General features: G+C 41.8%; 21 protein-coding genes. 9 read left to right on the forward strand and 12 right to left on the reverse strand.

Translation table 11 applies throughout. The features are described 5' to 3' along the window. Window positions 1-33: 33 nt before the first annotated feature. Entirely contained in the window at window positions 34-1,113 is a 1,080-nt protein-coding gene (locus tag HMPREF9331_RS11205; protein WP_016421018.1) for an efflux RND transporter periplasmic adaptor subunit, read from the reverse strand. Window positions 1,114-1,284: 171 nt separating this feature from the next. Between HMPREF9331_RS11205 and HMPREF9331_RS11210 the strand changes: the two genes are divergently transcribed. The 9 genes from HMPREF9331_RS11210 to HMPREF9331_RS11250 all read left to right on the forward strand — a co-directional run bounded on the left by HMPREF9331_RS11210 (window position 1,285) and on the right by HMPREF9331_RS11250 (window position 8,170). Next, window positions 1,285-1,602 (forward strand): hypothetical protein, encoded by a 318-nt coding sequence (locus HMPREF9331_RS11210; protein WP_016421019.1) that lies wholly within the window; start codon window positions 1,285-1,287, stop codon window positions 1,600-1,602. A 308-nt stretch (window positions 1,603-1,910) separates the two neighbouring features. Then, window positions 1,911-2,258, forward strand: coding sequence for a hypothetical protein (locus HMPREF9331_RS11215; protein ID WP_016421020.1), 348 nt, complete (start codon window positions 1,911-1,913; stop codon window positions 2,256-2,258). 148 nt (window positions 2,259-2,406) lie between these two features. Then, on the forward strand, window positions 2,407-2,829 hold the full coding sequence (locus HMPREF9331_RS11220; protein ID WP_016421021.1) for a hypothetical protein: 423 nt from the start codon (window positions 2,407-2,409) through the stop codon (window positions 2,827-2,829). A gap of 18 nt (window positions 2,830-2,847) precedes the next feature. Continuing rightward, window positions 2,848-3,453: a CDP-alcohol phosphatidyltransferase family protein gene (locus HMPREF9331_RS11225; protein WP_040357499.1), complete on the forward strand. Its 606-nt coding sequence runs from the start codon at window positions 2,848-2,850 to the stop codon at window positions 3,451-3,453. Next, complete coding sequence (locus HMPREF9331_RS11230; protein ID WP_016421023.1) at window positions 3,440-4,216, forward strand: phosphatidate cytidylyltransferase; 777 nt, start codon at window positions 3,440-3,442, stop codon at window positions 4,214-4,216. Before HMPREF9331_RS11225 ends, HMPREF9331_RS11230 begins: the two co-directional genes overlap by 14 nt. Continuing rightward, window positions 4,204-5,244: a patatin-like phospholipase family protein gene (locus HMPREF9331_RS11235; protein WP_016421024.1), complete on the forward strand. Its 1,041-nt coding sequence runs from the start codon at window positions 4,204-4,206 to the stop codon at window positions 5,242-5,244. The genes HMPREF9331_RS11230 and HMPREF9331_RS11235 overlap by 13 nt, the downstream gene beginning before the upstream one ends. Then, entirely contained in the window at window positions 5,241-5,993 is a 753-nt protein-coding gene (locus HMPREF9331_RS11240) for an SDR family NAD(P)-dependent oxidoreductase (RefSeq protein WP_016421025.1), read from the forward strand. Before HMPREF9331_RS11235 ends, HMPREF9331_RS11240 begins: the two co-directional genes overlap by 4 nt. A 60-nt stretch (window positions 5,994-6,053) precedes the next feature. Continuing rightward, entirely contained in the window at window positions 6,054-7,754 is a 1,701-nt protein-coding gene (locus HMPREF9331_RS11245) for a bifunctional alpha/beta hydrolase/class I SAM-dependent methyltransferase (protein ID WP_016421026.1), read from the forward strand. Window positions 7,755-7,768: 14 nt separating this feature from the next. Beyond that, entirely contained in the window at window positions 7,769-8,170 is a 402-nt protein-coding gene (locus HMPREF9331_RS11250) for a hypothetical protein (RefSeq protein WP_016421027.1), read from the forward strand. A gap of 289 nt (window positions 8,171-8,459) precedes the next feature. On the opposite strand, the gene HMPREF9331_RS11255 is transcribed toward HMPREF9331_RS11250, so the two are convergent. From HMPREF9331_RS11255 to HMPREF9331_RS11305, 11 genes are all read right to left on the reverse strand, one after another. Beyond that, window positions 8,460-9,203 (reverse strand): class I SAM-dependent methyltransferase, encoded by a 744-nt coding sequence (locus tag HMPREF9331_RS11255; RefSeq protein ID WP_016421029.1) that lies wholly within the window; start codon window positions 9,201-9,203, stop codon window positions 8,460-8,462. A 32-nt stretch (window positions 9,204-9,235) separates the two neighbouring features. After that, window positions 9,236-10,150 (reverse strand): NTF2 fold immunity protein, encoded by a 915-nt coding sequence (locus tag HMPREF9331_RS11260; protein WP_016421030.1) that lies wholly within the window; start codon window positions 10,148-10,150, stop codon window positions 9,236-9,238. Beyond that, the gene (locus HMPREF9331_RS11265; protein ID WP_016421031.1) at window positions 10,143-10,829 is read right to left on the reverse strand and encodes a DUF6348 family protein; all 687 of its coding nucleotides are present in this window, start codon (window positions 10,827-10,829) and stop codon (window positions 10,143-10,145) included. Before HMPREF9331_RS11265 ends, HMPREF9331_RS11260 begins: the two co-directional genes overlap by 8 nt. Window positions 10,830-10,845: 16 nt before the next feature. Next, complete coding sequence (locus tag HMPREF9331_RS11270; RefSeq protein WP_016421032.1) at window positions 10,846-11,970, reverse strand: lactonase family protein; 1,125 nt, start codon at window positions 11,968-11,970, stop codon at window positions 10,846-10,848. A 93-nt stretch (window positions 11,971-12,063) separates the two neighbouring features. Next, window positions 12,064-12,870 carry a M48 family metallopeptidase gene (locus tag HMPREF9331_RS11275; protein ID WP_040357504.1) on the reverse strand — a complete coding sequence of 269 codons (807 nt, stop codon included), beginning with the start codon at window positions 12,868-12,870 and terminating at the stop codon, window positions 12,064-12,066. A gap of 229 nt (window positions 12,871-13,099) precedes the next feature. Next, window positions 13,100-13,849: a hypothetical protein gene (locus tag HMPREF9331_RS11280; RefSeq protein WP_016421034.1), complete on the reverse strand. Its 750-nt coding sequence runs from the start codon at window positions 13,847-13,849 to the stop codon at window positions 13,100-13,102. Next, the gene (locus HMPREF9331_RS11285; RefSeq protein WP_016421035.1) at window positions 13,839-14,765 is read right to left on the reverse strand and encodes an adenine-specific methyltransferase EcoRI family protein; all 927 of its coding nucleotides are present in this window, start codon (window positions 14,763-14,765) and stop codon (window positions 13,839-13,841) included. The genes HMPREF9331_RS11280 and HMPREF9331_RS11285 overlap by 11 nt, the downstream gene beginning before the upstream one ends. Window positions 14,766-15,183: 418 nt before the next feature. Beyond that, the gene (locus tag HMPREF9331_RS11290; RefSeq protein ID WP_016421036.1) at window positions 15,184-18,360 is read right to left on the reverse strand and encodes an efflux RND transporter permease subunit; all 3,177 of its coding nucleotides are present in this window, start codon (window positions 18,358-18,360) and stop codon (window positions 15,184-15,186) included. A 160-nt stretch (window positions 18,361-18,520) separates the two neighbouring features. Then, window positions 18,521-19,822, reverse strand: a complete 1,302-nt coding sequence (locus HMPREF9331_RS11295) for a DUF4302 domain-containing protein (protein ID WP_016421037.1) — start codon at window positions 19,820-19,822, stop codon at window positions 18,521-18,523. A 4-nt stretch (window positions 19,823-19,826) separates the two neighbouring features. Further along, complete coding sequence (locus tag HMPREF9331_RS11300) at window positions 19,827-20,933, reverse strand: substrate import-associated zinc metallohydrolase lipoprotein (RefSeq protein WP_016421038.1); 1,107 nt, start codon at window positions 20,931-20,933, stop codon at window positions 19,827-19,829. Between the two features lie 8 nt (window positions 20,934-20,941). Beyond that, a complete protein-coding gene (locus tag HMPREF9331_RS11305; RefSeq protein ID WP_016421039.1) occupies window positions 20,942-22,549 on the reverse strand; it encodes a RagB/SusD family nutrient uptake outer membrane protein in 1,608 nt (535 codons plus the stop codon). Between the last annotated feature and the right edge of the window lie 7 nt (window positions 22,550-22,556).

A 22,556-nucleotide genomic window follows, 5' to 3' on the forward strand; every position in this document is an offset into this window, starting at 1 on the left:
CCCAAGGGCTGCTTTTTTTATTATATAGTCACATTACTCCACTACTTTGACAGGAGTACCATTATCTACATTGATCTGTCCGCTGGTAATCACCTGATCGCCTGCGGCAAGGCCAGAGAGGATTTCTACTTTGTCGCCAAAGTTACGACCACTCTTTACAGTAACCAATTCTGCCATAGGCACCTGCTCACCTTTGTCGTTTTTGCCCTCTACGATCTTAAAGATTTTGTTTTGGCTTACACTTCCTACAAAGGCACTATGAGGCACTACCAAAGCAGTAGCTGACTGGCTTTGTCCAGCAAACTGAGCAGTGGCATACATACCAGCGCGGAGCTTTTTGTCCTTATTGGAAACCAATATCTCTACGGGGAACTTAAGGGCACCGTCGGACTTAGGGGCTATAAATACAATTTTACCCTCTATTGTCTCTGTTTCAGTGCTGGGTTTTACCTGCACCTTGTCCCCTACATGTAGGCGGCTTACTTGGGCTTCATCTACAGTGATTTTGAGCTTGAGGTTGTCTATATTCACCACGTTGAAGAGGGTTTGTCCAGCCCCTACCATGGCACCTTCTTCCACTAGCTTACTGCTTACAATTCCGCTGATCTTACTCTTTACAGCAGTGTCCCCAGAGACAATAGCCGCAGAGTTATAGTTGGCTTGGGCATTGCTAAGCTGTAGGCGTACTTGTTCCAATTGCTGGGCGGTAACCCCCCCTGTCTGGTAAGCACTCTCAAAGCGCTTGAGGTTAGCCTTAGCGGTTTCCAATACAGCCTTAGCGTTCTCCAACTGTACATTGGTACGGTCGGCTTTGGTGCGGGCAAGTACCTGTCCTTCACGAACAAAGTCACCTTCCTTTACATAAATCTGTACGATTTGTCCCCCCATTTCAGAGGAAACATTTAGGTCTTGTGCTGCTACGAAAGTTCCATTGGCAGAGAAGAGGTCGGATACGTTCTCCTGAGCTACCTTAGCGGCACGTACGGCTACTTGTGCCTCCTGCTGAGCCACGATGGCCACTTCCTCAGCATTCTTCTGTTTGTTAGCATGTAAGCGATATGCTAAACCTCCCCCTAAAGCGAGTATCACAACAGCGATAAGTATTTTTTTCATTGTTTCTTAATTTTATACGTTATGAAGCTATCTTTCTTGATAAGGTCTTTTATATTCTTATTCAGGGCGCAAAGGTAAAACAAAAAACTTAATAAACAAAAAAAGTTTCCAACTTTTTTTGGTGATGCGTAAGAAATAATTTGTACCTTTGTTTTAGCTAACTGACATACAATGAAGACACTTTATCTTATCACCATTATAATAGTTATGGCATTGGGAGTGGTACACTCCGCCTTGAGTTTTAAGAAGTTTGAGCATTTTTCTGCTGAAGCTTTCTGGTTTTTTAGTGCAGGGTTGGTGCTTATCTTTGCAGGAATAGCCAACTTGATGCACTACCAATTGCAACTGCCTCTTAGTTTCCGCTATTGCGCTGTTATAAATATACTTTTAGCTGCTTTTACGGTGCTACTAGCTGTAAAAACACACCTACCTACAGCGCTATTAGTTGCTATTTTTTCGGTAATAATGACCTTTTTGATGCTTTTATAGTCAATCATATTTAGAATATGAATAAAACACGAATAAATAAGGCAAGGAGTTCATTCCTAATTCGCTCTCTTTCAAGGGCTAATTGCCATTAGCCCCTACAACTGCTCATGCTAATTTTTCGCAAACCATTTCTGTTTGACTATAAATATAATGCCAATCAATAGTAGAAAGACAATTGTAGACTCCAATTCGTAAGACGCAATAAATTGCGTCTCTACGGAAGACTACGCTCATCAGAAGTTGTCTTAGCCAACGTATGTTTAGCTGAGAAAGGAGTAAAACAATTCACTAAATAATATATCAACATTATGACCTCAGACGAATTTGCCAAAAACTTTTACCTTGAAAAGCTAGCGTTTTTAAAGTCTTGCTTTCAGGCACAACCCGAACAGCCTTCGGCTGTAAATGTCAGAATAAAAGAAATGGCACTGACAGCGCATCAAACAGAAAAACTTAAGGAAGTGATTGATATTCTGTTAGATGATGTGTTTTACACAATCCTATTAGGCTTAGATGGTGAAAGCCCCATAGGCAACACACAACAGGTTTATAAGATATATGACCAAGATGATAATCTTATTTCCAATTGTGGAGAATTGGAAGCCAGTGCTTATGAATACTTTCATGAGGGTAAATACGAAAAAGAAAGCCATTAAGTTTTAGAGAAAAATTTACATTAGGCGATTTTTGTTTCATCAAGTAAAAAACATTTGATTTCATTATAGGATGTGCGAAAATTGTCGTATCTTTGTCTTATGAATTAGGTTTCAGCAGCCTCGACTACTGACCGTTAATTACTTAATAATGAAAACATTTCTAAGTATTATTACTATCCTTGTTGCTCTTACGAGCTGTCAGAAGGACGACACTCCCAAAGTATCCCCTCCCTCCAAGAACCTCAACACCCTAATAGGTTATTGGCTGCGAGAGAATACCTCTTCATGTGGAGAAGAGGAGGCGCTGCTTTTTACAGAGACACAGATAGGTTGGGTACCTCTGCAAGAAAAGACTTGCCTATTAGCCTATCCAAAAATCATTGAATACACTTACAGCCTTAAAGAAGAAGGGAAACTTGTGGTGGCTGAACAATCTGCTTCTTGGGAATATTCCTTTGAGAACGGACATCTCCTATTAAAGAAAGATTCCACTGTCAACTCCTACTCCTATAAGCGCATCACAGCCAATGAGTATCATAGGTTTATCAGCGAACATCAGAAACGCCCCTAATCCTTAGCTCTCTCACCCATGATTTCCGTTTATAAACTAAAACCTAAATTCCAGCAGCTATTGCACCCCCTATTGGTATGGCTACACCAAAGAGGGGTTACTGCCAATGAGATTACCATAGTGGCTATTGTGTTTTCCTTAGGAATCGGTGTGCTCTTTTGGGAGGCTTCTGAGGTACCACTCTTCTTTTTGGCGCTACCCATAGGGCTGTTGATTCGCATGATTCTCAATGCCCTTGACGGCATGATGGCGCGTGAATTTGGGCAAAGCTCTCGCTTAGGAGAGGTGCTCAATGAGATGGGCGATGTAGTTTCCGATGTGTTTATTTTCTTTCCTTTGCTTAAGTATCACCCTGAAAGCCTTTACTTAGTGGTGGCCTTTATTTTATTAAGTGTACTCAATGAGTTTGCTGGCGTCATGGGCAAGGTATTAGGAGGGGAAAGGCGCTACGAGGGACCTATGGGCAAGAGCGATCGTGCGCTACTGGTGGGTATCTATGGGCTACTGGCCTACTTTGGAGTAGGAATAGCGGCTTATTCCAAAGTGATTTTCGCCATTGTCATTGCCCTGTTGCTCTTGAGTACTTTTATTCGTCTTAAAAAGGGACTCTATGCCACACGATAACAAGTATGCCGATGTACCACTGCGTATCAGAAGTTGGGGGGTGATTATCTGTGTTTTTGCCGCCGCTATTTCACACCCTTACGCGATGTACCTCTTTTCCCTATGGGTGAGTTTCCAAGCCCTTACGGAACTGGCGAGGCTCTTTAGCTTCGATGCTACCTATTGGCGTATGGCCATTCCCCTATTACAAGGCATACTCTTTGTGAGCTGTCCTACTTATCCCACTTATATGGTAGGAGCTGGCGCCTTGGTTGGTGTCAGCCTTATCCTAAGTCTCTGCTTAAGGCAAGTCCCCTTAGGCCTCCCCCTTTCCTTACTGATTGTCTTGGTAGCCTACCCACACCTGACTTTCTTACGTATGGAACCCCAAGGGGTGCTGTGGGTTATCTTCTTGGTAGTTACCACAGAACTCAATGACATCTTCCAATACCTCACGGGTAAGCGCTTTGGCAAGCGGAAGATCCTGCCCAAGGTAAGCCCCAATAAAACCGTAGAAGGTTTTGCAGGAGGACTACTACTTACCCCGCTCTTGAGTATGGGCTTAGGTAGGTTGTTAGGGCTACCTACTGCACTACCTACTTTGGCCTTAGTGGGGCTGGCTCTTAGTTTTTTCGGTTTTTGGGGAGATGTAAGTTTCTCCTACCTCAAGCGGCGTGCAGGCGTAAAGGACACAAGTAGCCTTATTCCTGGACACGGAGGTCTCTTAGACCGTATAGACAGCCTATTGTACAACTGTATTTGGTTTTACTTATGGATACGATAAAACCTTTCCACAACTGTCTGCTCCTCTCTGGTGGAGGTACCCGCTTTGCCTTATACAACGGCATGTATGCCGCACTACGCGCCTCGGGCAAAGCCCCTGACTTACTCATCGCCTCATGTGGGGGCGCCTTTGCCGCCTTGGTAATCAATGCCTTTGCTACGGACAAGGAGCGGAAAGCCTATTTGCAATCGGAAGAATTTTACGAGTTTATCAAAAGCCTGTCCCTTACTCCTTATAGTAAGCTACACCGCTTGGGAATTTTAGCTTTGCAAAAGCGGTATGACAAGCGCCGTGCTCCCTTTATCGAAGATGTATATCAGCGCTATTTGGTAGCTATGCGAGAAGAGCTTTCCTCTCTGTTACCCTCTTTGGCACAGGTGTCTTTTTCAGCTACTTTGCCTACCATTGTCATAGGAGCAAAGATGCTGTTTGCCCCCCATGAGTGTGGCAAGCCCAGAGGTGAGCGGAAGCTATACCAAGAAGTGCTCATGACTGACCCCATGACCGCCCAGAGGATAAATCTCTCGGCTATAAAGCATACCGAAGCCAACTATACCCATTCGGCCATAACGGCTGGCATACTTATCGAGACAGAAATGCCTATGCTCACAGCTGCGCGAATTTCTATATCGGATATGTTCTATGTAGCACCTGTGGCTTACAAAGGTGCCTATTATGCAGGCGGGGCTATTGACCTTGTCCCTATGGAGCTGGCAAGTGCTCTTTCAACAAACGTTATTGCCGAAGAGAAACAAGCCTACTCCCCTACCGAAGAGGCCTTGGTGCGTGCTGTTCTTGGCTTTAGCGGCAATGAGCGGTTAGCTTCTGTGGCCTCTTATCCTGCCCAATGGATAGATACACGTGGGGCAACAACGGCACTAAAAGGTTATTACTCAGAAAAATATATCAACTGGAAGCAACTAAGCATTGGCATTCGCTTTCCAAAAGATTACCCTACTTACCGCCAGCAGATAGACCAGCAATGGGACTATGGCTACCAAACCATACTTAACACCTTTAGACCATGAATGTATTTATCATAGGAGGTACCTCTGGGATCGGCTATGCCTTAGCGGACTTCTATCAGCGAGAAGGCAACCGAGTAGGGGTATGTGGCAGAGATCTCAAGAGACTCTCTAATGAATCACGCTTTGAGAAGTTTCAAGCCGATGTTATAGACAAGGAACTGTTAGATAGTGTCATACGCCAATTTGTAGGCACAGATACGCTCTCATTGCTCATCAACTGTGCAGGCCACTACGCCGAAGATGTAGCAGGAGAGATTACCTATGAGGAGGCTGTGGCAATGTTACAAACAAACATCATAGGTGCTATCAATACCCTAGAGATAGGGAGAGAACTCATGAGAGATAGCGGCGGGCAGATCGTTCTACTGGCTTCTATATCAGGAATTTTGGATTATCCTGAATCAAGCCTATACACCAAGACCAAGCGCAGTGTGCTGCAAATAGCAGATGCTTATAGGCGCGCCTTGCGCCCCTTGGGTATCTGTATAACCAGCATTGCACCAGGGTATGTAGCCACTCAAAAGCTACACGATCTGAACCAAAACGACCTGTCTAAGAAACCCTTTGTGGTAAGTGAAGCACAAGCCGTAGCCGAAATCAGCCGTGCTATTGCCCAGAAGAAGCCCCTACACCTATTCCCCAAGCGAATGAAGTGGCTTATGCAGCTACTTTCGCTGCTGCCCAAGTCCTTGTTATCGCTACTTATGTACAAAAAAGCCAAGTGGATGCAATCGACCGCTAATTCTTGAGTTAGAAATTAGGTTTTTAAGAAATAATTTTCTACTTTTGTCGCATAAATCTATTATCCCATGAATACAGGTTTTTTCAAAAGTCACGAAGGAGAAGAGTTATTCTTCTACGAATGGAATTACAAAGCAGGGCAAAAGACCCTTATCGTAATCCACAGAGGACATGAGTATGGCGAGCGCTTGCAGGAGTTTGCCACGCACCCACTGTTTGCCTCCTACAATATCTTTGCTTTTGACATGCGCGGACATGGACACACCAAGGCCGCGGTATCGCCTGCTTTCATGGACTCGGTACGGGATCTAGACACCTTTGCCAAGTTCCTTGGGCAGCGCTATGGGGTACGCGAGGAAGACATCTTTGTGGTAGCCAACAGTATCGGAGGGGTCATCGTATCGGCTTGGGTACATGATTTTGCCCCACGCATTGCAGGTATGGCTCTTTTGGCGCCTGCCTTTGAAATAAACCTTATTGTCCCTTTGGCCAAGCAAGCCATTGAACTGATGCTAAAGGTCAATCCTAAGCTCATTGTAAAGAGCTATGTGAAATCCAAGATGCTCACTCGTGACCCTGAGCAACAGCGTGCTTACGATACTGACCGCTTTATCACCCGCTCTATCAATGGCAAACTCCTTATTGACCTAGCCAACGCAGGCAAGCGATTGGTGGAAGATGCCGCAGCTATCACTACCCCTACCCTACTGCTTTCGGCAGAGAAAGACTTTGTGGTGATTAACCGACAACAGAAACAATTCTATGTAAATCTTTCTTCTGAAACAAAAGAATTTATCACCTTGGAAGGCTTTCACCATGGAATTCTCTTTGAGCAAGGCAGGGAAGAAGTGTATAAAATCCTACAACGCTTTATCCAAAAAGCTTTCTCAACGCCCTTGCCTGCCCCTACGCTAGCCCCTGACCTCTTTACCCAAAAAGAGTTTGAAACCATGCAATACGAACTTATCCCCAGCGGAGAAAGACGAAACTACCGATTTCAGAAATGGGCATTGGGTAAGTTTGGGCACTTGAGCGGAGGTATGACGGTGGGACTCACTCACGGCTTTGACTCTGGTGCTTCTATGGATTACGTATATAAGAATACACCCCAAGGCAAATGGGGGGTAGGTCGCTGGATGGATAAGAGTTATCTGAATGCCATAGGTTGGCGTGGGGTACGTATCCGAAAAGGTCACCTATTACAACAAGTAGAAAAGGCCATACAAGCCCTACAAGCACAAGGGAAAAAGGTAAAAATATTGGACATCGCCGGTGGGGTGGGTAACTACCTCTTTGACATCAAGCAGCGACACCCTGAAGTGGAGATCGTCATCAATGAATTCCTGCCAGCCAACATACAAAAAGGCGAACAAATCATCAAAGAACGCGGCTATCAGCATATACGCTTTACCAATTACAGCTGTTTTGAGGCTGACACCTACCGCAAACTGGATTACACGCCCAATATCACTATTATCTCAGGTATTTTTGAGCTTTTTGGAGACAATGCCTTGGCCGCTGAGGCGATCAAAGGAGTAGTTGCTATCTCGGACAATGGTTATATCGTCTATACAGGGCAGCCATGGCACCCGCAGCTCAAGACTATCGCCTTTGTACTGAAGAGTCACCAAGAGAAAGACTGGGTGATGCGTCGCCGTAGTCAGCGAGAATTGGACGGGCTTTTCGCCCTCCAAGGGGTAAAGAAAGAAAGCATGCTGATTGATGATTTTGGTATCTTTACCGTTAGCTTAGCAGGAGTGAAGAAATAATTATTTGAGGAAATATGAAAATAATTTATGCCTTTATAATAGCACTTATCCTCTCTGTACTCGCTTTTTTTCTTGCTATTAGAATCACTGATAGTACAGGAGCGGGACTCTTTTTATTGGGAATGCTACCTGTAACCTTTTTTATCATCTTTACATATACAAAACTATTAGATATTTTTCATGTAAGAAAGTTTGTATATGTAGCCTTATATACTTTTATAGCTTGTTATGTAATGGTTTTTATGACCACTTTCGGTTTAAGTTCAGATGGTAAGTGGGGCGTTGGGTATGCTCTTTTGGATTCTCTTCATGTAATGATGGATATTTATTTGCTTATTTGCAATATAGCTATTACGCTTATTTACAGCACTTTGTTTGTACTTTTTAGCCGCCTTTCAAGAAAGAAAGATAAGTAAATTAACGTGTGTTCGGTATAACGAAAGCTCCCACTGATTTTCACGGATTTTCTATGTCTATATAATTGTGTTGTTGCGATTTACACAGATTTCTATAAGACCAAAGGCTCTAATCATAGTAGGCACGAGCTGCAAGCTCGCGCCAGCGAAGGGAAAAATCCGTGAAATCAACAAAAATTGGCGGGAGATTTTAGCTCTTGGAATGAATTTTTGCAAGAGAATGAGGCTAACAAAGGGCTAATAAGGTCATTTGTCCACAGAATAAGCTTGCTCTTAAAGGTAATGTAACTCATTTAGTTGTTTTTCTAAAAGTAATTCCATAAAACTTGTTATTCCAGAACAATTCTGTTTTCTTTTCAGCCACTGATGCTGGGATACATTGTTCTATGGCATTCAAATCAACTGTTTTGCCTTCAAAATAGGATTTAGAAAAGATGCTTTTCTTGTATTGGGTCTCCACAAAGTCGGCTGTCTCATCGGCAATAAGCAACTTGCTACCAGGTTTGGCAACTCGGAGCATTTCGCTCATAGCAAGGGCTTTATCGTTGAAAAAATTGATACCTCCGATGTGAAAAACAATATCAAAAGTATTATCAGCAAAAGGCAAGTCCTCTGCGGGGCACTGCACAAGGGTAAGGTTTGTTTTCTTTTGCCACTGCTTTTTACATCTTTTGAGCATTCCCATCGAGATATCAGCCCCTACAAGGTTTATCGTTTTCAAATCAATCCCTTGGGGTAGATAACGCAAGTCCGCCCCTGTACCTATGGAAACATAAAGCACCGAAATAGCATTCTTCCATTCCAAGCGGCTCATCAATTCCGTACGCAGGCGGTCAATGGCGTTTCCATACTTGAGCTTTCCTATCCATTTTTCTCCAAAATCATAAAAGAAAGACATCCAATCGTACATTTTCATATATTTTTGATTGTCTCCACTGACAAAGTGGTCATTCATAAAGCAAAAAATACCATTTTCTTGTTTTACATCTTTTATGTCTATATCAGATTTTAATATTTGGGATATATCTTTCATTGTATTTATATTATTGAATTATCTTTTCTTAATCATAATCCGTATTTAGTCCAGCCCCCATCGTGCCATTGGCATTCGTCAATTCGCCACTCGCCATCTTTTCTGATGATAAGAAAGCGAAACTGACAATTATGTCTGTCTTGGGTGTAGAGGTATATTTTATTCTTGGTCACTGTCTCAGTATCGATAATTTGATGATCACCATAGGTACCGCCTTTATCTAAAGAATAACTAATTCCTTCAGGGCGATAGCCCACGCGAGGCTTATCGGTACAATACTTTTTGAAGAGGGCTATGCATTCCTCCCTTACCAAAAGATCACCCTCTTGGGTATCATCATTCTTGGCAGCAAAAGCCTCCCACTGGGTCATTGCCGCAAAGAAATCTAAGAGTAATTGCTTTACTATAGGTAAGTCATCAGAAGGAGGCGCCGCTGGTTTCTTCTTGCCTGCGGTGCGTTGGGCTTGTTCAAAGGCTTTTATCTGCTCGGCAGTGAAAGGTTTATCAAGGTAGAAACTCACCTTGTTGTAGTGTGCCACAGCCATAAGTCCTTCAAAAGTAACCCGCGTTCTCTTTAGTGAAAGAGACTTTAGGCGTGGTACTTGTAAGACGATTTTTAGTGTCTCATCAGTTATGGGGCAACCGTCCAGTGAGATATGGTCAATAGGTTTGTTGGCAAAGTACTTAAAGCCTTCGCCTGTAACTTGTTTGTTGTCCTCTAAGAAAAGGAGTTTTAGTTTGGGCAAAGTCGCTAAGTATTGTAGTGCTTCATCGGTAATTGCGGTATTGATAAAGCCCATATTGACCAACGACTTTACTTGTACGATCTGTGCGACCATCTCGTCGGTTAGGGCGACATCTCTGTAATGATGTCCCTTGCAAAAGCGCTCCTCGGTTACTTCCTTAAGAGCTGCTTCTAAAGTAATGGGGAGGGGACCTCTAATCATGTACACCTTCACATTGACGGAATACCAATAGTTGTTTTACTGCCAAAAAAGACTCCCCTTGTGACCATGTTTGCGCATATTCCCTAAGTCGCTCCGCCCCTTCGTCCCAGAGTTCGTTGTTCAGCAGACACTCTACTACACAGTCCTCTCCGACACGTGCTACATAGCACTTGAGTGATTGTACACGCACTTCTGTTGTGAAGTATTGAGGCAAGAGATCCACAAGTAAGTCATAAAAATCCCGCTTGGCAGGAGGCGTTTGCCACTTTCCTAACAAATACTGATTGCCAAGCGTGGTATGCCAATGTATATCTCCCAGATAAATATCGCAGTTCTTATTATGATAGCCGCTCAAGCTATCAATAATCGTCTGAAAAGTTGTGGAAAGATAGTTTTCTATAAGCGAAAGTACCTTTTCCTGTTCGGTATCTCCGAATCCTGCTATATTATCCACGATTCCTTGAGGAAAATAGCCATCTTCTAAGTAAGTGCCTATGTGTAGCTCTATGAGACTTTCGTCCATTTCAGGGGTAGGAATGACCTCCAGCTCAATACGCATTTTTTCTCCCATCCAAATGGTACGGGCAGGGATATCAGGGTCTGCTTTATACCCTTGTTCTATAATCTTTTGAGAGAGCTGCTCAAGGATTTGTTCTTCTATATGAGTGGTAAGACGCATGGTTAATGATTAATAGTTAATGATTAATGATTTCTGTAAATATAATGCAAGTAGGTTTGTCTACACTGATATGCTGTGAGGTATCGGTAAGGGTGCCTGTGGTAGCATCTCGCTGGAAGACCTGTATCTTATTATCATCTCGGCAAGCGACCAAAAGATATTTACCATTGGGGGTTATTGCAAAATTGCGAGGGTGAATACCTGTGAGTTGGTAACCTACTTTCTTTAGCGTACCCCGCTTAGGATCAATGGCAAAAATAGAGATCCCATCTTTTTTCAGACGGTGCGAGGTATAAAGAAAACGCCCATCGGGACTGATATGTATATCCGCACTTCCTCCCCCTTGGCCTTCATCGGCCATTAGGCGTTGGACTTCCTTTATTTTCCCTTTGTGATAGCTTAGCACCACACACTCTCCGCCCAATTCGTTGATTAGGTAGGCAAAACGTCCGTCCTTGCTAAAGGTAAGGTGACGAGGGCCTTGTCCATCGCTAACCTGATAAGCTATCTGTTGGTCTGTAAGCACCACAGCTCCTTGGGGAGCTTCCTGATTATAGCGAAAGCGATATATATGATCATTGCCCAAATCGGTAGCTAATACATATTTCCCATCAGGGGTAGGGATCATACAATGGACATGAGCCACACGCTCTGGAGTCCTCCCCTCAAAGGCTATATACTGTATCTCGGCCTGTAACTTACCTGCTGCATCTAATAGGAAAACACCGATGTCGCCCCCTGTGTAATTAGCAGTTATGGCATACTTACTATCTGCAATGATATGGCAAGGGTCGGCACCTGCTTGTGTAGGGTGAAAGATAGGCTGAGTGGGTAGCTTATCTTGCCCTACCTCAAAGGAATAAGCCCCTTGCCGGCCATCGTTATACTCACTTACCGCATAGAGATGTTTTCCGTTGGGGGCTAAAGCTATAAAAGAAGGATTAGCGGCGGCGGTACTACCTAGCAGTACTGACGTTCCCTGTTGCTGATCAAAGCTATAGGTATAAATACCCTTGGAATTACCCCCTTCTGTATAAGTACCTACATACATTGTAAGGCTATTGGAGGGAGCTGATTGTGCAAAAGTATGCAAACCAACTAATGCACAAAATAAAGATAAAAGTGTTTGTAATCTTTTCATATGAGTTTTGAGTTTAAAAAAGTTATTTTCAAGAAAAAACAAATTCTTTTGCTACAAGCTGTAACAAAAGAATTTAGTTTTTAGTAGCTCCCATTACTCAATAGGTGTTGTAGGGAGTTTGACTTCTCCTGGATCTTTCCAAAGGCCGTCCTTTATGGCACGTTTCTTAGCTGCTTCTGCTCGCTTTTCACTATCAGGGTGAGAGCTCATCATCTTTTGGAAGCGGCTCTGGGTTTCCCCGCCAGAGAGTAAGGCTAATTTCTTGAAAGCAGTATATACCGCCACTACATTGTAACCATGCTTCTTCATGAAGTTATAAGAGTACTCATCGGCTTGGGATTCTTGCTTTTTGCTGTGCTTGGCATCGAGCATGGCTTCTGCCATTTCCCCTAATTGGCTTTCGCTCAAGGTCTTCACCGTATTGGAAGCGGCTGCGCCTGCTTCTTGTAGGGCGGCTCTGGTATAGGCAGCCTTAATAGCATCCTTGGTATCTTCGTTCTTTACGTGGCCAATTTCGTGACCAATGATTGCTAAAAGCTCATCGTCAGTCATCAAGTCCATGAGAGAGGAGAAGACACGTACACTACCATCAGCACAGGCAAAGGCGTTGATATCGGTTACCAAATACACCTTGTAGTTGAGGGTCATGCCATCTTCGTTTTTGTGCTTACCGAAAAGACGATTAAGTCGCTTAGTATAAGGACTTTTTGCATCCGCCACTTTATTATGGGCATCCATCCACTCTACAGATTCTTTGGATAGCTTTTGAGCATCCTCATTGCTAAAGGAAAGTGCTTGTACGCCTTTGGTAGCGGCACTGGCCATCTTTCCAATATTAATCTGTGCTTGCGCAGTAGCTACCGCTACCATACACAAGACTGTCAAAATTGTTTTTTTCATATAAATCTCTTTATAATTACCGAGTGCAAATATAAGGGATTTAATTGTTAATTGTTGATTATCAATTATTAATATTTTCATATCTTGCCTAGTAGATAGTCAGTAAAAGAATAAAAAAGAGTATGAGCGATTTAAAATTAACACTTTTCAGGAAATGGGAATTTGACGATGAGGTGATTTAAATTTTAGAAAGATACAGATCAAAGTGCTGCTTATCAACATTGCAAAATTAGATAGTTTTAAGACTTTTTTGATTCGATTTAATTTTATTATACCCCATATTTATCATATATTTTTCAAAACCTTCAATATCTAAAGCATTAGATAATTTTATTACTTTGTAGGTAGTTTTTTCTTGTGTTAGATCATCTTCAGCAACTAGATCACTTTTAAATGAAATATTTTCATCTTCCATCATTTCACGAGTAGAGCCGCCAATTAAATAAAAAATAATATTTTTAGACTCTAACATATCTGCTTTTGGAGTTTCAAATAAAACACAAGCAAAAAAATCTTTATCTACTTCATTGGGTTTGTACAAATTATCATATTTACAAATATTTTTAAAATGATAGCGTTCATTACATAACGCAAATTTTATACCATTTCTTGGAAAAGAAGACCGAACTTCAATTTTCTTTCCATTATTTAATAATAAATCTATTTGATTAGAAGCAGATTGAAATGGAGTAAAAGAAACAATATCTCCAAATATTCCTTTAATATAGAAATACCACCCATATTCAGATAATACCCCTCCTAAGGTATCTAATATTAATCTATCCTTATCTCTTTTATTGATGCTATCATTTGCTTTGTGTGGATTAACTTTTTGTGCTAACTCCCATGCTTTATTGTAATAGAAAGGGGCATGAGGATTATTATTATCAAAAGTAAATTTTATTACTTTATAAGTTCTTTTAATATTAGAATTGTTATAAGGATCTTGACAATTAATTATTTCATATTTATACGGCATTATTCACTTCTTTTTTTGATGAGATAATATTTTTTATAAAAATTCTTGAATATAACCTTTTTCCGTTAAGATATGCTCTATCTAATTTTCCTTTCCATTTTTTATTGGCAATATAACTTAATTCTCCATCTTTTACTTGATAATCTGCACCTATGATTTCAAATTGTTCTGGATTATATTTTGATAAAAAAGTAATTGGAACTCCCATTATTCCTTCAAAATCGTATGGAATATCTTTAGTTTTACTTATTTCAATAGCTTTATAATTATCATATTCAAGATATTCAGTTGTAGAATATGGTTTAGATACATCTAATCTTTGATATTTTTGTTTTATATCTAGATTAGTATACCAAAAACTTCTTGCTCCTTCACATAAATCCCCATTAGGCAAAAAAAACCAACGAACACAATTAATCCCCAATCGTATTTTATTTGCCTTGATATTTTCTAATATCTTTTTAAAACTAAGTGCATTGGAATTTCCAATTATAAGAAAATATTTCTTTTCCTTCAACAACAAATTAACAAAATCCTTAAATAAAGAAAATGGCGGATTGGTAATGACTATATCTGATTTCTTTAATAAATCAATACATTCATCACTTCTAAAATCTCCATTTTCCTTCAACTTTTTTAATTTTAATTCCTTATTAGATCTATTGTAAATTAAATAAAAACCTTGTTCTTCCTCTTTGTAACTTACAATTAATTCTTTTAATTGTAAACTCTCAAAATTGTCAAAAAAGTATTTAAAAAAATTGCTGAATTTTGGATTATCACAGTTGCAATAGATTATTTTGTTTTTAAAAAAATCTTTATGGATCTCCAATTCTTTTTCAATATCTTTCAATAATGTATAAAATTCATCGTTTTTATTTTTTATAGCATTGTTCAACTTTTTATTTTTAGACATTATTCTTCTTTATTAATCATTATTACACTTTGTTTTATCTATTCTTTTGTATTAATCCAATAACCTTATATCCCATATCAGTTATATATTCCTTCTTTTATTTTCATAATTAATGCGAGCTTGATATAACAAAAGCCCCCACAAAGCCAGCGAGTGCTCACGACTGGGTATGTGAAATACAAATTTCACAGATTTTTATATGGTGTGTTTCTCAGCAGCTTTCGCTATTGGGGTCAAAGTTGTCAAAATTGTTTTTCCCCATACAAATTCCTTTATAATTACTGAGTGCAAATATAAGGGATTTAATTGTTAATTGTTAATGTTCAATTGTTAATGTTTAATACCAATAATGATTAATGACCAATAACTAATCCTTTATAGTATTAGTCATTGGTCACTAATCATTGGTCACTAATTGTTATATCTCGTGTTCTGCTTTGATTTCCCTATGTTCGTAGTCGGCGATCATCAGGCGATCATAGTCAGGCTTGGTACCTTTTCCGAAACGCTTACCTATGTTGTCAAAGATTAGATATACCATTGGCACAATAATCAAAGTCAAGAACAGAGAGGAGATTAGCCCTCCGATGATTACAATCGCTAAGGCGTTGTTAATCTCAGCTCCTGAGCCAGAGGCTATAGCCAAAGGTATCATCCCTGCTACCATGGCAATGGTGGTCATTAGGATCGGACGGAAACGCGCATGGTTGGCTTGTATCAGTGCCGTTACCGTATCTTCTCCTTCCTCCTTGCGGTGGTTGGCGAAATCCACAATCATAATCGCATTCTTAGCCACCAAACCGATGAGCATGATGATCCCCAAGAGGGTGAAAACATTAAGCGACATATTGGCCATGGCCAAGGCAATCAAAGCTCCAATAAAGGAAAGAGGAATAGAGAACAAAACTACAAACGGACGAGAAAAACTATTATAGAGCACTACCATTACCATGTACACCAATAAGATTGCGGCAAAAAGGGATACAAATATTGTTCCGAACCCTTCGTCCTGCATCTCTTGATCTCCAGAGAAGACGAACTGTACATTGGCGGGTTTCTGCAAGGTTTCTAACTTGGTTTTCCACTCAGAAACAATAGTACCTGTAGGACGTCCTACGGATTGGGCTTGTACGGTTACTGAAGGCGACTTGTCATAACGCTCTAACTGGGTAGGCCCTGAGGCATAGAATACATCGGCAAATTGGGAGAGCTTGACTTGTTGTCCTGTATTGTTGATAAAAATCATATTCTCTATATTCTCTATAGACTGGCGGTTACCTTCCTCAAATAGGATATTGATATCATATTCGGAGTCTCCTGTGCGGAACTTATTATCATCATTTCCGTTGAAAGCTACACGCATAGTCGTTCCTACTGTAGCAATATTAAGACCCAGCATGGCCATCTTATCACGGTTCAGCTGTACATTGATCTCAGGGTTCCCTGCCTCTGAAGAAAGCTTTATTTCAGTGGCTCCTGGTATTATCTTGAGTAGTTCAGCGGTTTTCACGGCATATTCTTGAGCCACCTTAACATCGTCGGAGGTAACTACCAAGGCAATTGGTGCTTGTTCTGCCCCCATCATGCCAACAGGTACAGTCTTTACTTTGGCATCAACCAAGTATTGACTCAATTCTCGCTTGAGCTTAGCGGCAATTACCGTAGTGGATTCGCTACGTTCTTTCTTATCCACAAGAGTAATCTGTATTTCAGACTTATACGCAGTAGCCCGAGTGGAACCCATACCACTGGTAGACTGTCCTACTGTGGTAATCATACGCTCTACCAAAGGCTTATTGGTGCCCGATACCTTGAGGTTACGCAAATAGTTCTCTGCCTTTTGGGTAATAAAGTTAGTCTGTTCCAAAGAGGCATCTTTGTTCAGCTCAAACTGTATTAGGAACTTACCCCTATCCATATTAGGCATAAAGTCTGTTCCTATATAGCCTGTAGGAATGAGCGAACAAGAACCTGCAAAGAGGAAGAATACCAAAATGAAAGTTTTCCATTTGTGCTTGAACGACCATACCAATAGGTCAGAGAAAAGGTGAGTCATACGCTTGATAAAGCCCTCAAAACCAATAGAGATCTTGCCCATAAGTGATTTAGGATCAGGATGCTCCAACTTTCCAAAACGAGAGTAAAGCCAAGGCACTATAGTAAAGGACATCAGCAAAGAGAGTGCTGTAGCAATAGCCACAGTAAGACAGAACTCTTTTACGATATTGACCACTATACTATTTCCTATAGAAATCGGTACGAATACCACCACAATCACCATAGTAATAGCCATAACGGTAAGGACAATTTCCTTAGACCCATCATAGGCAGCACGTACCTTGTTCTTTCCCATCTCCATATGGCGGTGTATGTTCTCCAAGACCACGATGGCGTCATCCACCAAGATACCAACCACCAGAGAGAGTGCCACCAAGCTCATCAGGTTCAGTGTAAAGCCAAAGAAGTACATACCAATAAAGGCTGCGATGAGTGAGGTCGGGATAGAGACCATGACAATGAGTGCGTTGCGCAAGCTGTGGAGGAAGAAGAACATCACCACGGCTACGAGTACAATCGCCAATACAAGGTCAAACATCACCGAATTAGCCGCATGTAGGGTAAATTGGCTGGTATCCTCTGCCAACTGTAGTTTTACATTTTGATTGACATATGTTTTTTCTATCTGTGCCATTTTCTTGCGCACCAACTCACTTACCGATACGGCATTGGCATCGGTCTGCTTGAGCACTTGCAACAAGAGTGTGTTTTCTTGGTTGATACGCGCGATTTTCTCAGCATCCTCTTCGGTATCTTGTACATCAGCTACATCGGAAAGGCGGATTTCGATACCATTTTTGGAAACTAATGGAAGGTTACGCAGCTGTTCTACATCCTGAATCTTACCCAAGACACGGATGGAGGTACTATTCTCACGCGTTTTGAGCTTACCAGCAGGGATTTCTATATTGGAAGCTGCAATAAGCTGTTGTACCTGAGCGATCGTAAGGCCATAGCCTTCGAGCTTTTGAGGATCCACATTCACACGAATTTCCCTCTTACGTCCGCCAATGATATTGACCTGTGCCACCCCTGGTACACGAGAGAGTTCAGGCTGTATCTTTTTATCCACTAGGTCATAAAGCTCCTGTGAGGAAAGATTGGAGGTAACCCCAAGAGAGATGATCGGCAAGTCCGAAAGTGAAAACTTGGAAAGAGAAGGTTCTTTAACATCGGTAGGGAGCTTAGAACGAATAGCATTGATCTTACGCTGAGCCTCATTGAGCGTATTGTCCACATTGGCATCGTTGGTTAGCTGGATAACCACCACAGAGAGTGACTCATAGGAGTAAGATTGTATTTTTTTGATATTCTCCAAGGAAGATACCGCATCCTCGATTTTCTTGGTTACGGTACTCTCAATTTCTGAAGGAGATGCTCCTGCATATATAGTGGAAATGGTTACCACATTGACCTCGAACTTAGGAATGAGTTCGTAGTTTAGGAGCTTATAAGAATATAACCCTCCTAGGAGAAATAAGGAGAGCATCACAATTAGGACACTGGGTCGCTTGATAGAGAGTTTGATTATATCCATCGCAAGTAATTTCTAAATCGGGGGCAAAGGTAAAGCAAAAAAACTAAATAAACAAAAAAAGTTTCCATATTTTTTATCAAGGAATAATAGCGTTATAGAGATATAGGGATACAGAGTTGCTAAAACTCTATATCCCTATATATATTACCTTAACTATTAACTATTTACTCAAAAGAAACCAACTTTTCTCTCCATTCTTAACACTACGTAGATCGTAATAGTAATCATAAGTAGTGGCATCTATTTGATAAGGACTGTTATTGACCACCTCATCGATGATAGGAGTGAGGTAGGGGAAGTATTGCGAAAATCCGCTGGCGAAGTTCGGGTCTTTCAAGAAGATCTCTATCTGCTCAGGATGCCCTGCTACCCCCACAAAATCAGCCTCATAATCCGAGGTATAGTCAGTATAATTACCATTATTAGGATTGACATTTCTCAGGCTCAAGGTTATACCAGTGGAAGTTCCCCCATCATTTCCCTTGATAAGTTCTCTAAAGGAAAAAAAGGTATTTAGGGAGTAGTTTCTCCACTTGCCACGGCGTACCTGATTGTCCAAGTCCCTATGAATATCTATATAGCTTTGGGAGGTATAGTATTCTCCTACCCTTATCCAACGAGAAGAAGTCGTAGAGAAAGTGATAGGACAAGGTACTAAAGCTGTAGAGATAGTACCATCGGGCGTTGTCAAGGCCGTCTTATCTTCATTGAAATAGAGTTCGTCGAAGGTAACTCCCTTAATATCAGCAGGTTCATAGAGCTTAATTCCTTTTTCGGTAAGAGAGAAGGCACGTTGTAGCGTCTGTCCTTCATAGCTAAAGACCAATTGGCGATAACTAGGGAAGTGTGTGAGTTTCACCTCAGTGCCTTGGATAGTGATAGGAGAGAGTCCCTTGCCCTTAAGCACTTGAGTATTCTCGCGGAGCTTAGTAAGGAAAGCCTCCCTATCGCTAGTGAGTTTGGTGAGGGTCATTAGGTTATTGGAGGTACGCCCTCGGAGGGTAAGCACCCCGTTTTCTTCTTTGAGGAAGATAAACTCAATATCCCCTCCTCTAGCATTGGTAAATACTGGAGAGACGAATCGGAAATGGTCTAAGACACTATTGAAAGTATCAAAACTCAAGGTAGGCCCCTCGGTATTGGAATAGGTATAGTAAGATTCTTCCTCGGCATTGGTAGGTCTTACCTCGGAAGAGGCCTTTACCTTACCATCTTTGAGTTTCAAGACAAAGGAGTAGCCTCCTATACTGCGTGGTGCCACGGGGAATCCCCCGAAGCTACGGCTTACCCCCGGATAATAGGAAAGCAACCAATAGCCATCATAGCTTTCTATGATCTTTTTATAAGTATCAAGCGTGGTGGAAGTACGGTCACTAGCCTCCTTTTTGAATATGGCTTCTTCCTTATATTCACAAGCCGAAAGGAGTGCAAAGGCTAAAAATAGAGTAATATATCTTTTCATTTTTTTAATTATTAGTTAGATCAGAAAAATCTTTCCGAGGGACCACCTGCCCACTCAAGGTACGTCCTGCCACATAAGGATAGCGTTCGCGAATCTTATTGCGCAAGACATCCAAGTTGATATTCCAAGTGGTGGTGAGGTAGCGGCGGATCATTTTCATCTTCTGCTCAAGCTTCTCTTTACCTGTATATTGCTCTGTAGAGCGGATTTTGGCATTGCCCAATTCCAATTGTTCTTCCCATACACGAGCCGAGTCATAGGAAGCCACTGAGGCACCATTGTTATAGTTAGTAAAACTACGCTTCCAAGCTGTATAGAGAGCATCGTCGAAGCCATCTCCATTAGTATCCAAAGTAGTATCCTCGGTAGCACAACCACAATCCTGTGTGGCATTGAAGTAGGTGATATAGCGAGAGATCATCTCCACGAAGTCCTCATCAGAATCCTTACTTCCGTAAGCGCTGATAAAGCCCGCCTTGAGGTAATCGGTACCTGTCCAGCTATTAGCCCAGCTATTACTCTTGTAGTCGGTACCAGAGATACGCTTGTAATCGGTAGGGTAATCCACCGATTGATGCCATGTGTGAGCTGTCTCGTGGTAGAGGGTGTGTAAAGCATTATCATTGAGGTAAAAAATACTATTGGGGCGTATATTGTTGATATTCATCATATGGATCTTTACCCCATTGGTAGCCAATCCTCGCATAGGAATACGGGTAGCATGATAGGCATTCTCCCCTATGAGAATCAAGGTATTAAACGAATGTTCCTTCATGAACTCCTTGGAGGTTACCTCTACATAAGGCTCTATAAATAGATAATTGAACACGGAGGCGAACTGTACCGCCTTGTCATACTTAGTGGGGGTGAGCACCCAGCTACGGGTGGTTTCCTTCTCCACGAAGCGGTAGAGAATACGGATATTATACGGCTTGGTAAATCGCTCTTGTATGTAGGTATCCAAGGGGTTAGGCGGGTTGAGCACTTCTTGTTGTGAGTCATTTTGCTCATTGTCCTTGGGAATAACACTATCGGCCGTAAGAGTATTATCCACGGAGCAGCTTACCATGGCTGCTGCTAAGAGTATATATATGATTTTTTTCATAAACATAAGTGTTTTTATCTTGGATTAGGTTGCATACCGGCACCTATAGCGGTACCAGGGAGCTGTATGGCACGGCGAGCATCAATGGGAGCTAGTACGCCTTCTATGGTAGAGATGTCTCTCTCTTGCTTGGTATGTTGGTAGCGTGCCACCTCTATCCCATAGCGCTTGATGTCCTGCCAGCGAAGTCCCTCATGCATAGTAAGGATACGGCGGCACTGTAACACATAATGAATCAAAGGTTCCTGTTCAGCTGTAAGAGTAAAGGAAGGATGTAGCTGCTTCTTTTGAGTGGCTCCACTAGGAGTGCTTTGGCTATAAGCCAAATCGTTATAGAAGTTAGTTATCTCCTCCTTGGTAAAGGTATTGCCATTAGGATTATAATTAACCCTTCCACGTAGATACTTGGAAGTCCATATATTAAGATCCGCCACGGCACTATCGAGTTCTCCAAGCATAATTTTTGCCTCGGCACGCACCAAGAGGGTCTCATCGGTGGTGAAAGGCACCAAGATGGTACGAGTATAGGAACCATCTCGAAAGGTAGGAAACTTAGGTTGTAGGACGATATCCCTTAGGTCGGCACGCTGCGTGAAAGGCATGAACCAGTAGAACTCATAACCATTATTCTTTGATTCGGCACGCGCATCCCAAAGGTTGGTAGTGGAGAAGGTTTCTTGCTCTGCTACTCTATAAGCATGGGCGAATCGATAGTTAGTTTCTACAAAATAAGTGGTAGAGAGTTCCGAATAGACAGGTTGTAACATAAGGTTGGCTACTTCACTCTCACGGGTATAGGCCTGTGCATAAGCGGTTAGGGAACGGATACCTGTTTTTTGGGCATCACGGAAATCTAACCATTCGCGTATGAGTGTTTTGGTTGTAGCCTCATTGGTAGTAAGCACCACATTGGCTGCATCTACTGCTTTTTGCCATTGTTGGTAATAGAGGTAGAAGCGAGCAGCGAAGGCATAAGCTGCTTTCTTATTGAAGTGATACTTAGGCATTTGGTAATAACTATCATCAATAAGAGGAAGTCCCACCTGAAGGTCATGATCGATCTGCTGATATAGCTGGGCTACAGTACCACGGTCACGCTTAGGATTGAGCTGTGCCTCAGGCTCGGTAATATAAGGAATCCCTAAGTCGGTACCACTGGTGGTAGGGTTGTAAGCCTGACAGAAGAGGTTAGCCAAGCAGAAATGGGCATAGGCACGAGCTACTAAGGCTTCCCCTTTGGCAGGATTAAGGGCTGGATCACCCTTTAGAGTCGTCTCAATAGCCTCCAAGGCAGCATTGGCATGGCTGATCGCCTTATAGTGAAAGTCCCAAATATTCTGTAAACCATCCAAGTAATTGTATTCCAATATAGGTTGCCAATAGGCTGCCTCACGAGTGAGGAAGTTAGAATAGATATTGTCCGCCCCTATATCATCTATATTATCCGAAGAAAATTCGCTAATGAGGGTGGTGGCTATCTGGGGATAGGCATTGGTCAGGGTCTGCTGTACCTTTTCAGGTGAGTCAATCAGCAGGCGATTGTCCGGCATTTTATCCAGCTGATCGTTACAAGCGGTCAGCGCGAGGGAAGTAATGGCTAATATATAGTATATTCTTTTCATCATTTTA

Origin of the sequence: Capnocytophaga granulosa ATCC 51502, assembly GCF_000411115.1 — a bacterium.
GTDB classification, from domain to species: Bacteria; Bacteroidota; Bacteroidia; order Flavobacteriales; family Flavobacteriaceae; genus Capnocytophaga; species Capnocytophaga granulosa.

Excerpts from the sequence above, each read along its gene's own strand:
- HMPREF9331_RS11205 (WP_016421018.1), bottom strand. The coding sequence starts at position 1,113 with ATGAAAAAAATACTTATCGCTGTTGTGATACTCGCTTTAGGGGGAGGT.
- HMPREF9331_RS11210 (WP_016421019.1), top strand. The coding sequence starts at position 1,285 with ATGAAGACACTTTATCTTATCACCATTATAATAGTTATGGCATTGGGA.
- HMPREF9331_RS11215 (WP_016421020.1), top strand. The coding sequence starts at position 1,911 with ATGACCTCAGACGAATTTGCCAAAAACTTTTACCTTGAAAAGCTAGCG.
- HMPREF9331_RS11220 (WP_016421021.1), top strand. The coding sequence starts at position 2,407 with ATGAAAACATTTCTAAGTATTATTACTATCCTTGTTGCTCTTACGAGC.
- HMPREF9331_RS11225 (WP_040357499.1), top strand. The coding sequence starts at position 2,848 with ATGATTTCCGTTTATAAACTAAAACCTAAATTCCAGCAGCTATTGCAC.
- HMPREF9331_RS11230 (WP_016421023.1), top strand. The coding sequence starts at position 3,440 with ATGCCACACGATAACAAGTATGCCGATGTACCACTGCGTATCAGAAGT.
- HMPREF9331_RS11235 (WP_016421024.1), top strand. The coding sequence starts at position 4,204 with ATGGATACGATAAAACCTTTCCACAACTGTCTGCTCCTCTCTGGTGGA.
- HMPREF9331_RS11240 (WP_016421025.1), top strand. The coding sequence starts at position 5,241 with ATGAATGTATTTATCATAGGAGGTACCTCTGGGATCGGCTATGCCTTA.
- HMPREF9331_RS11245 (WP_016421026.1), top strand. The coding sequence starts at position 6,054 with ATGAATACAGGTTTTTTCAAAAGTCACGAAGGAGAAGAGTTATTCTTC.
- HMPREF9331_RS11250 (WP_016421027.1), top strand. The coding sequence starts at position 7,769 with ATGAAAATAATTTATGCCTTTATAATAGCACTTATCCTCTCTGTACTC.
- HMPREF9331_RS11255 (WP_016421029.1), bottom strand. The coding sequence starts at position 9,203 with ATGAAAGATATATCCCAAATATTAAAATCTGATATAGACATAAAAGAT.
- HMPREF9331_RS11260 (WP_016421030.1), bottom strand. The coding sequence starts at position 10,150 with ATGATTAGAGGTCCCCTCCCCATTACTTTAGAAGCAGCTCTTAAGGAA.
- HMPREF9331_RS11265 (WP_016421031.1), bottom strand. The coding sequence starts at position 10,829 with ATGCGTCTTACCACTCATATAGAAGAACAAATCCTTGAGCAGCTCTCT.
- HMPREF9331_RS11270 (WP_016421032.1), bottom strand. The coding sequence starts at position 11,970 with ATGAAAAGATTACAAACACTTTTATCTTTATTTTGTGCATTAGTTGGT.
- HMPREF9331_RS11275 (WP_040357504.1), bottom strand. The coding sequence starts at position 12,870 with ATGAAAAAAACAATTTTGACAGTCTTGTGTATGGTAGCGGTAGCTACT.
- HMPREF9331_RS11280 (WP_016421034.1), bottom strand. The coding sequence starts at position 13,849 with ATGCCGTATAAATATGAAATAATTAATTGTCAAGATCCTTATAACAAT.
- HMPREF9331_RS11285 (WP_016421035.1), bottom strand. The coding sequence starts at position 14,765 with ATGTCTAAAAATAAAAAGTTGAACAATGCTATAAAAAATAAAAACGAT.
- HMPREF9331_RS11290 (WP_016421036.1), bottom strand. The coding sequence starts at position 18,360 with ATGGATATAATCAAACTCTCTATCAAGCGACCCAGTGTCCTAATTGTG.
- HMPREF9331_RS11295 (WP_016421037.1), bottom strand. The coding sequence starts at position 19,822 with ATGAAAAGATATATTACTCTATTTTTAGCCTTTGCACTCCTTTCGGCT.
- HMPREF9331_RS11300 (WP_016421038.1), bottom strand. The coding sequence starts at position 20,933 with ATGTTTATGAAAAAAATCATATATATACTCTTAGCAGCAGCCATGGTA.
- HMPREF9331_RS11305 (WP_016421039.1), bottom strand. The coding sequence starts at position 22,549 with ATGAAAAGAATATACTATATATTAGCCATTACTTCCCTCGCGCTGACC.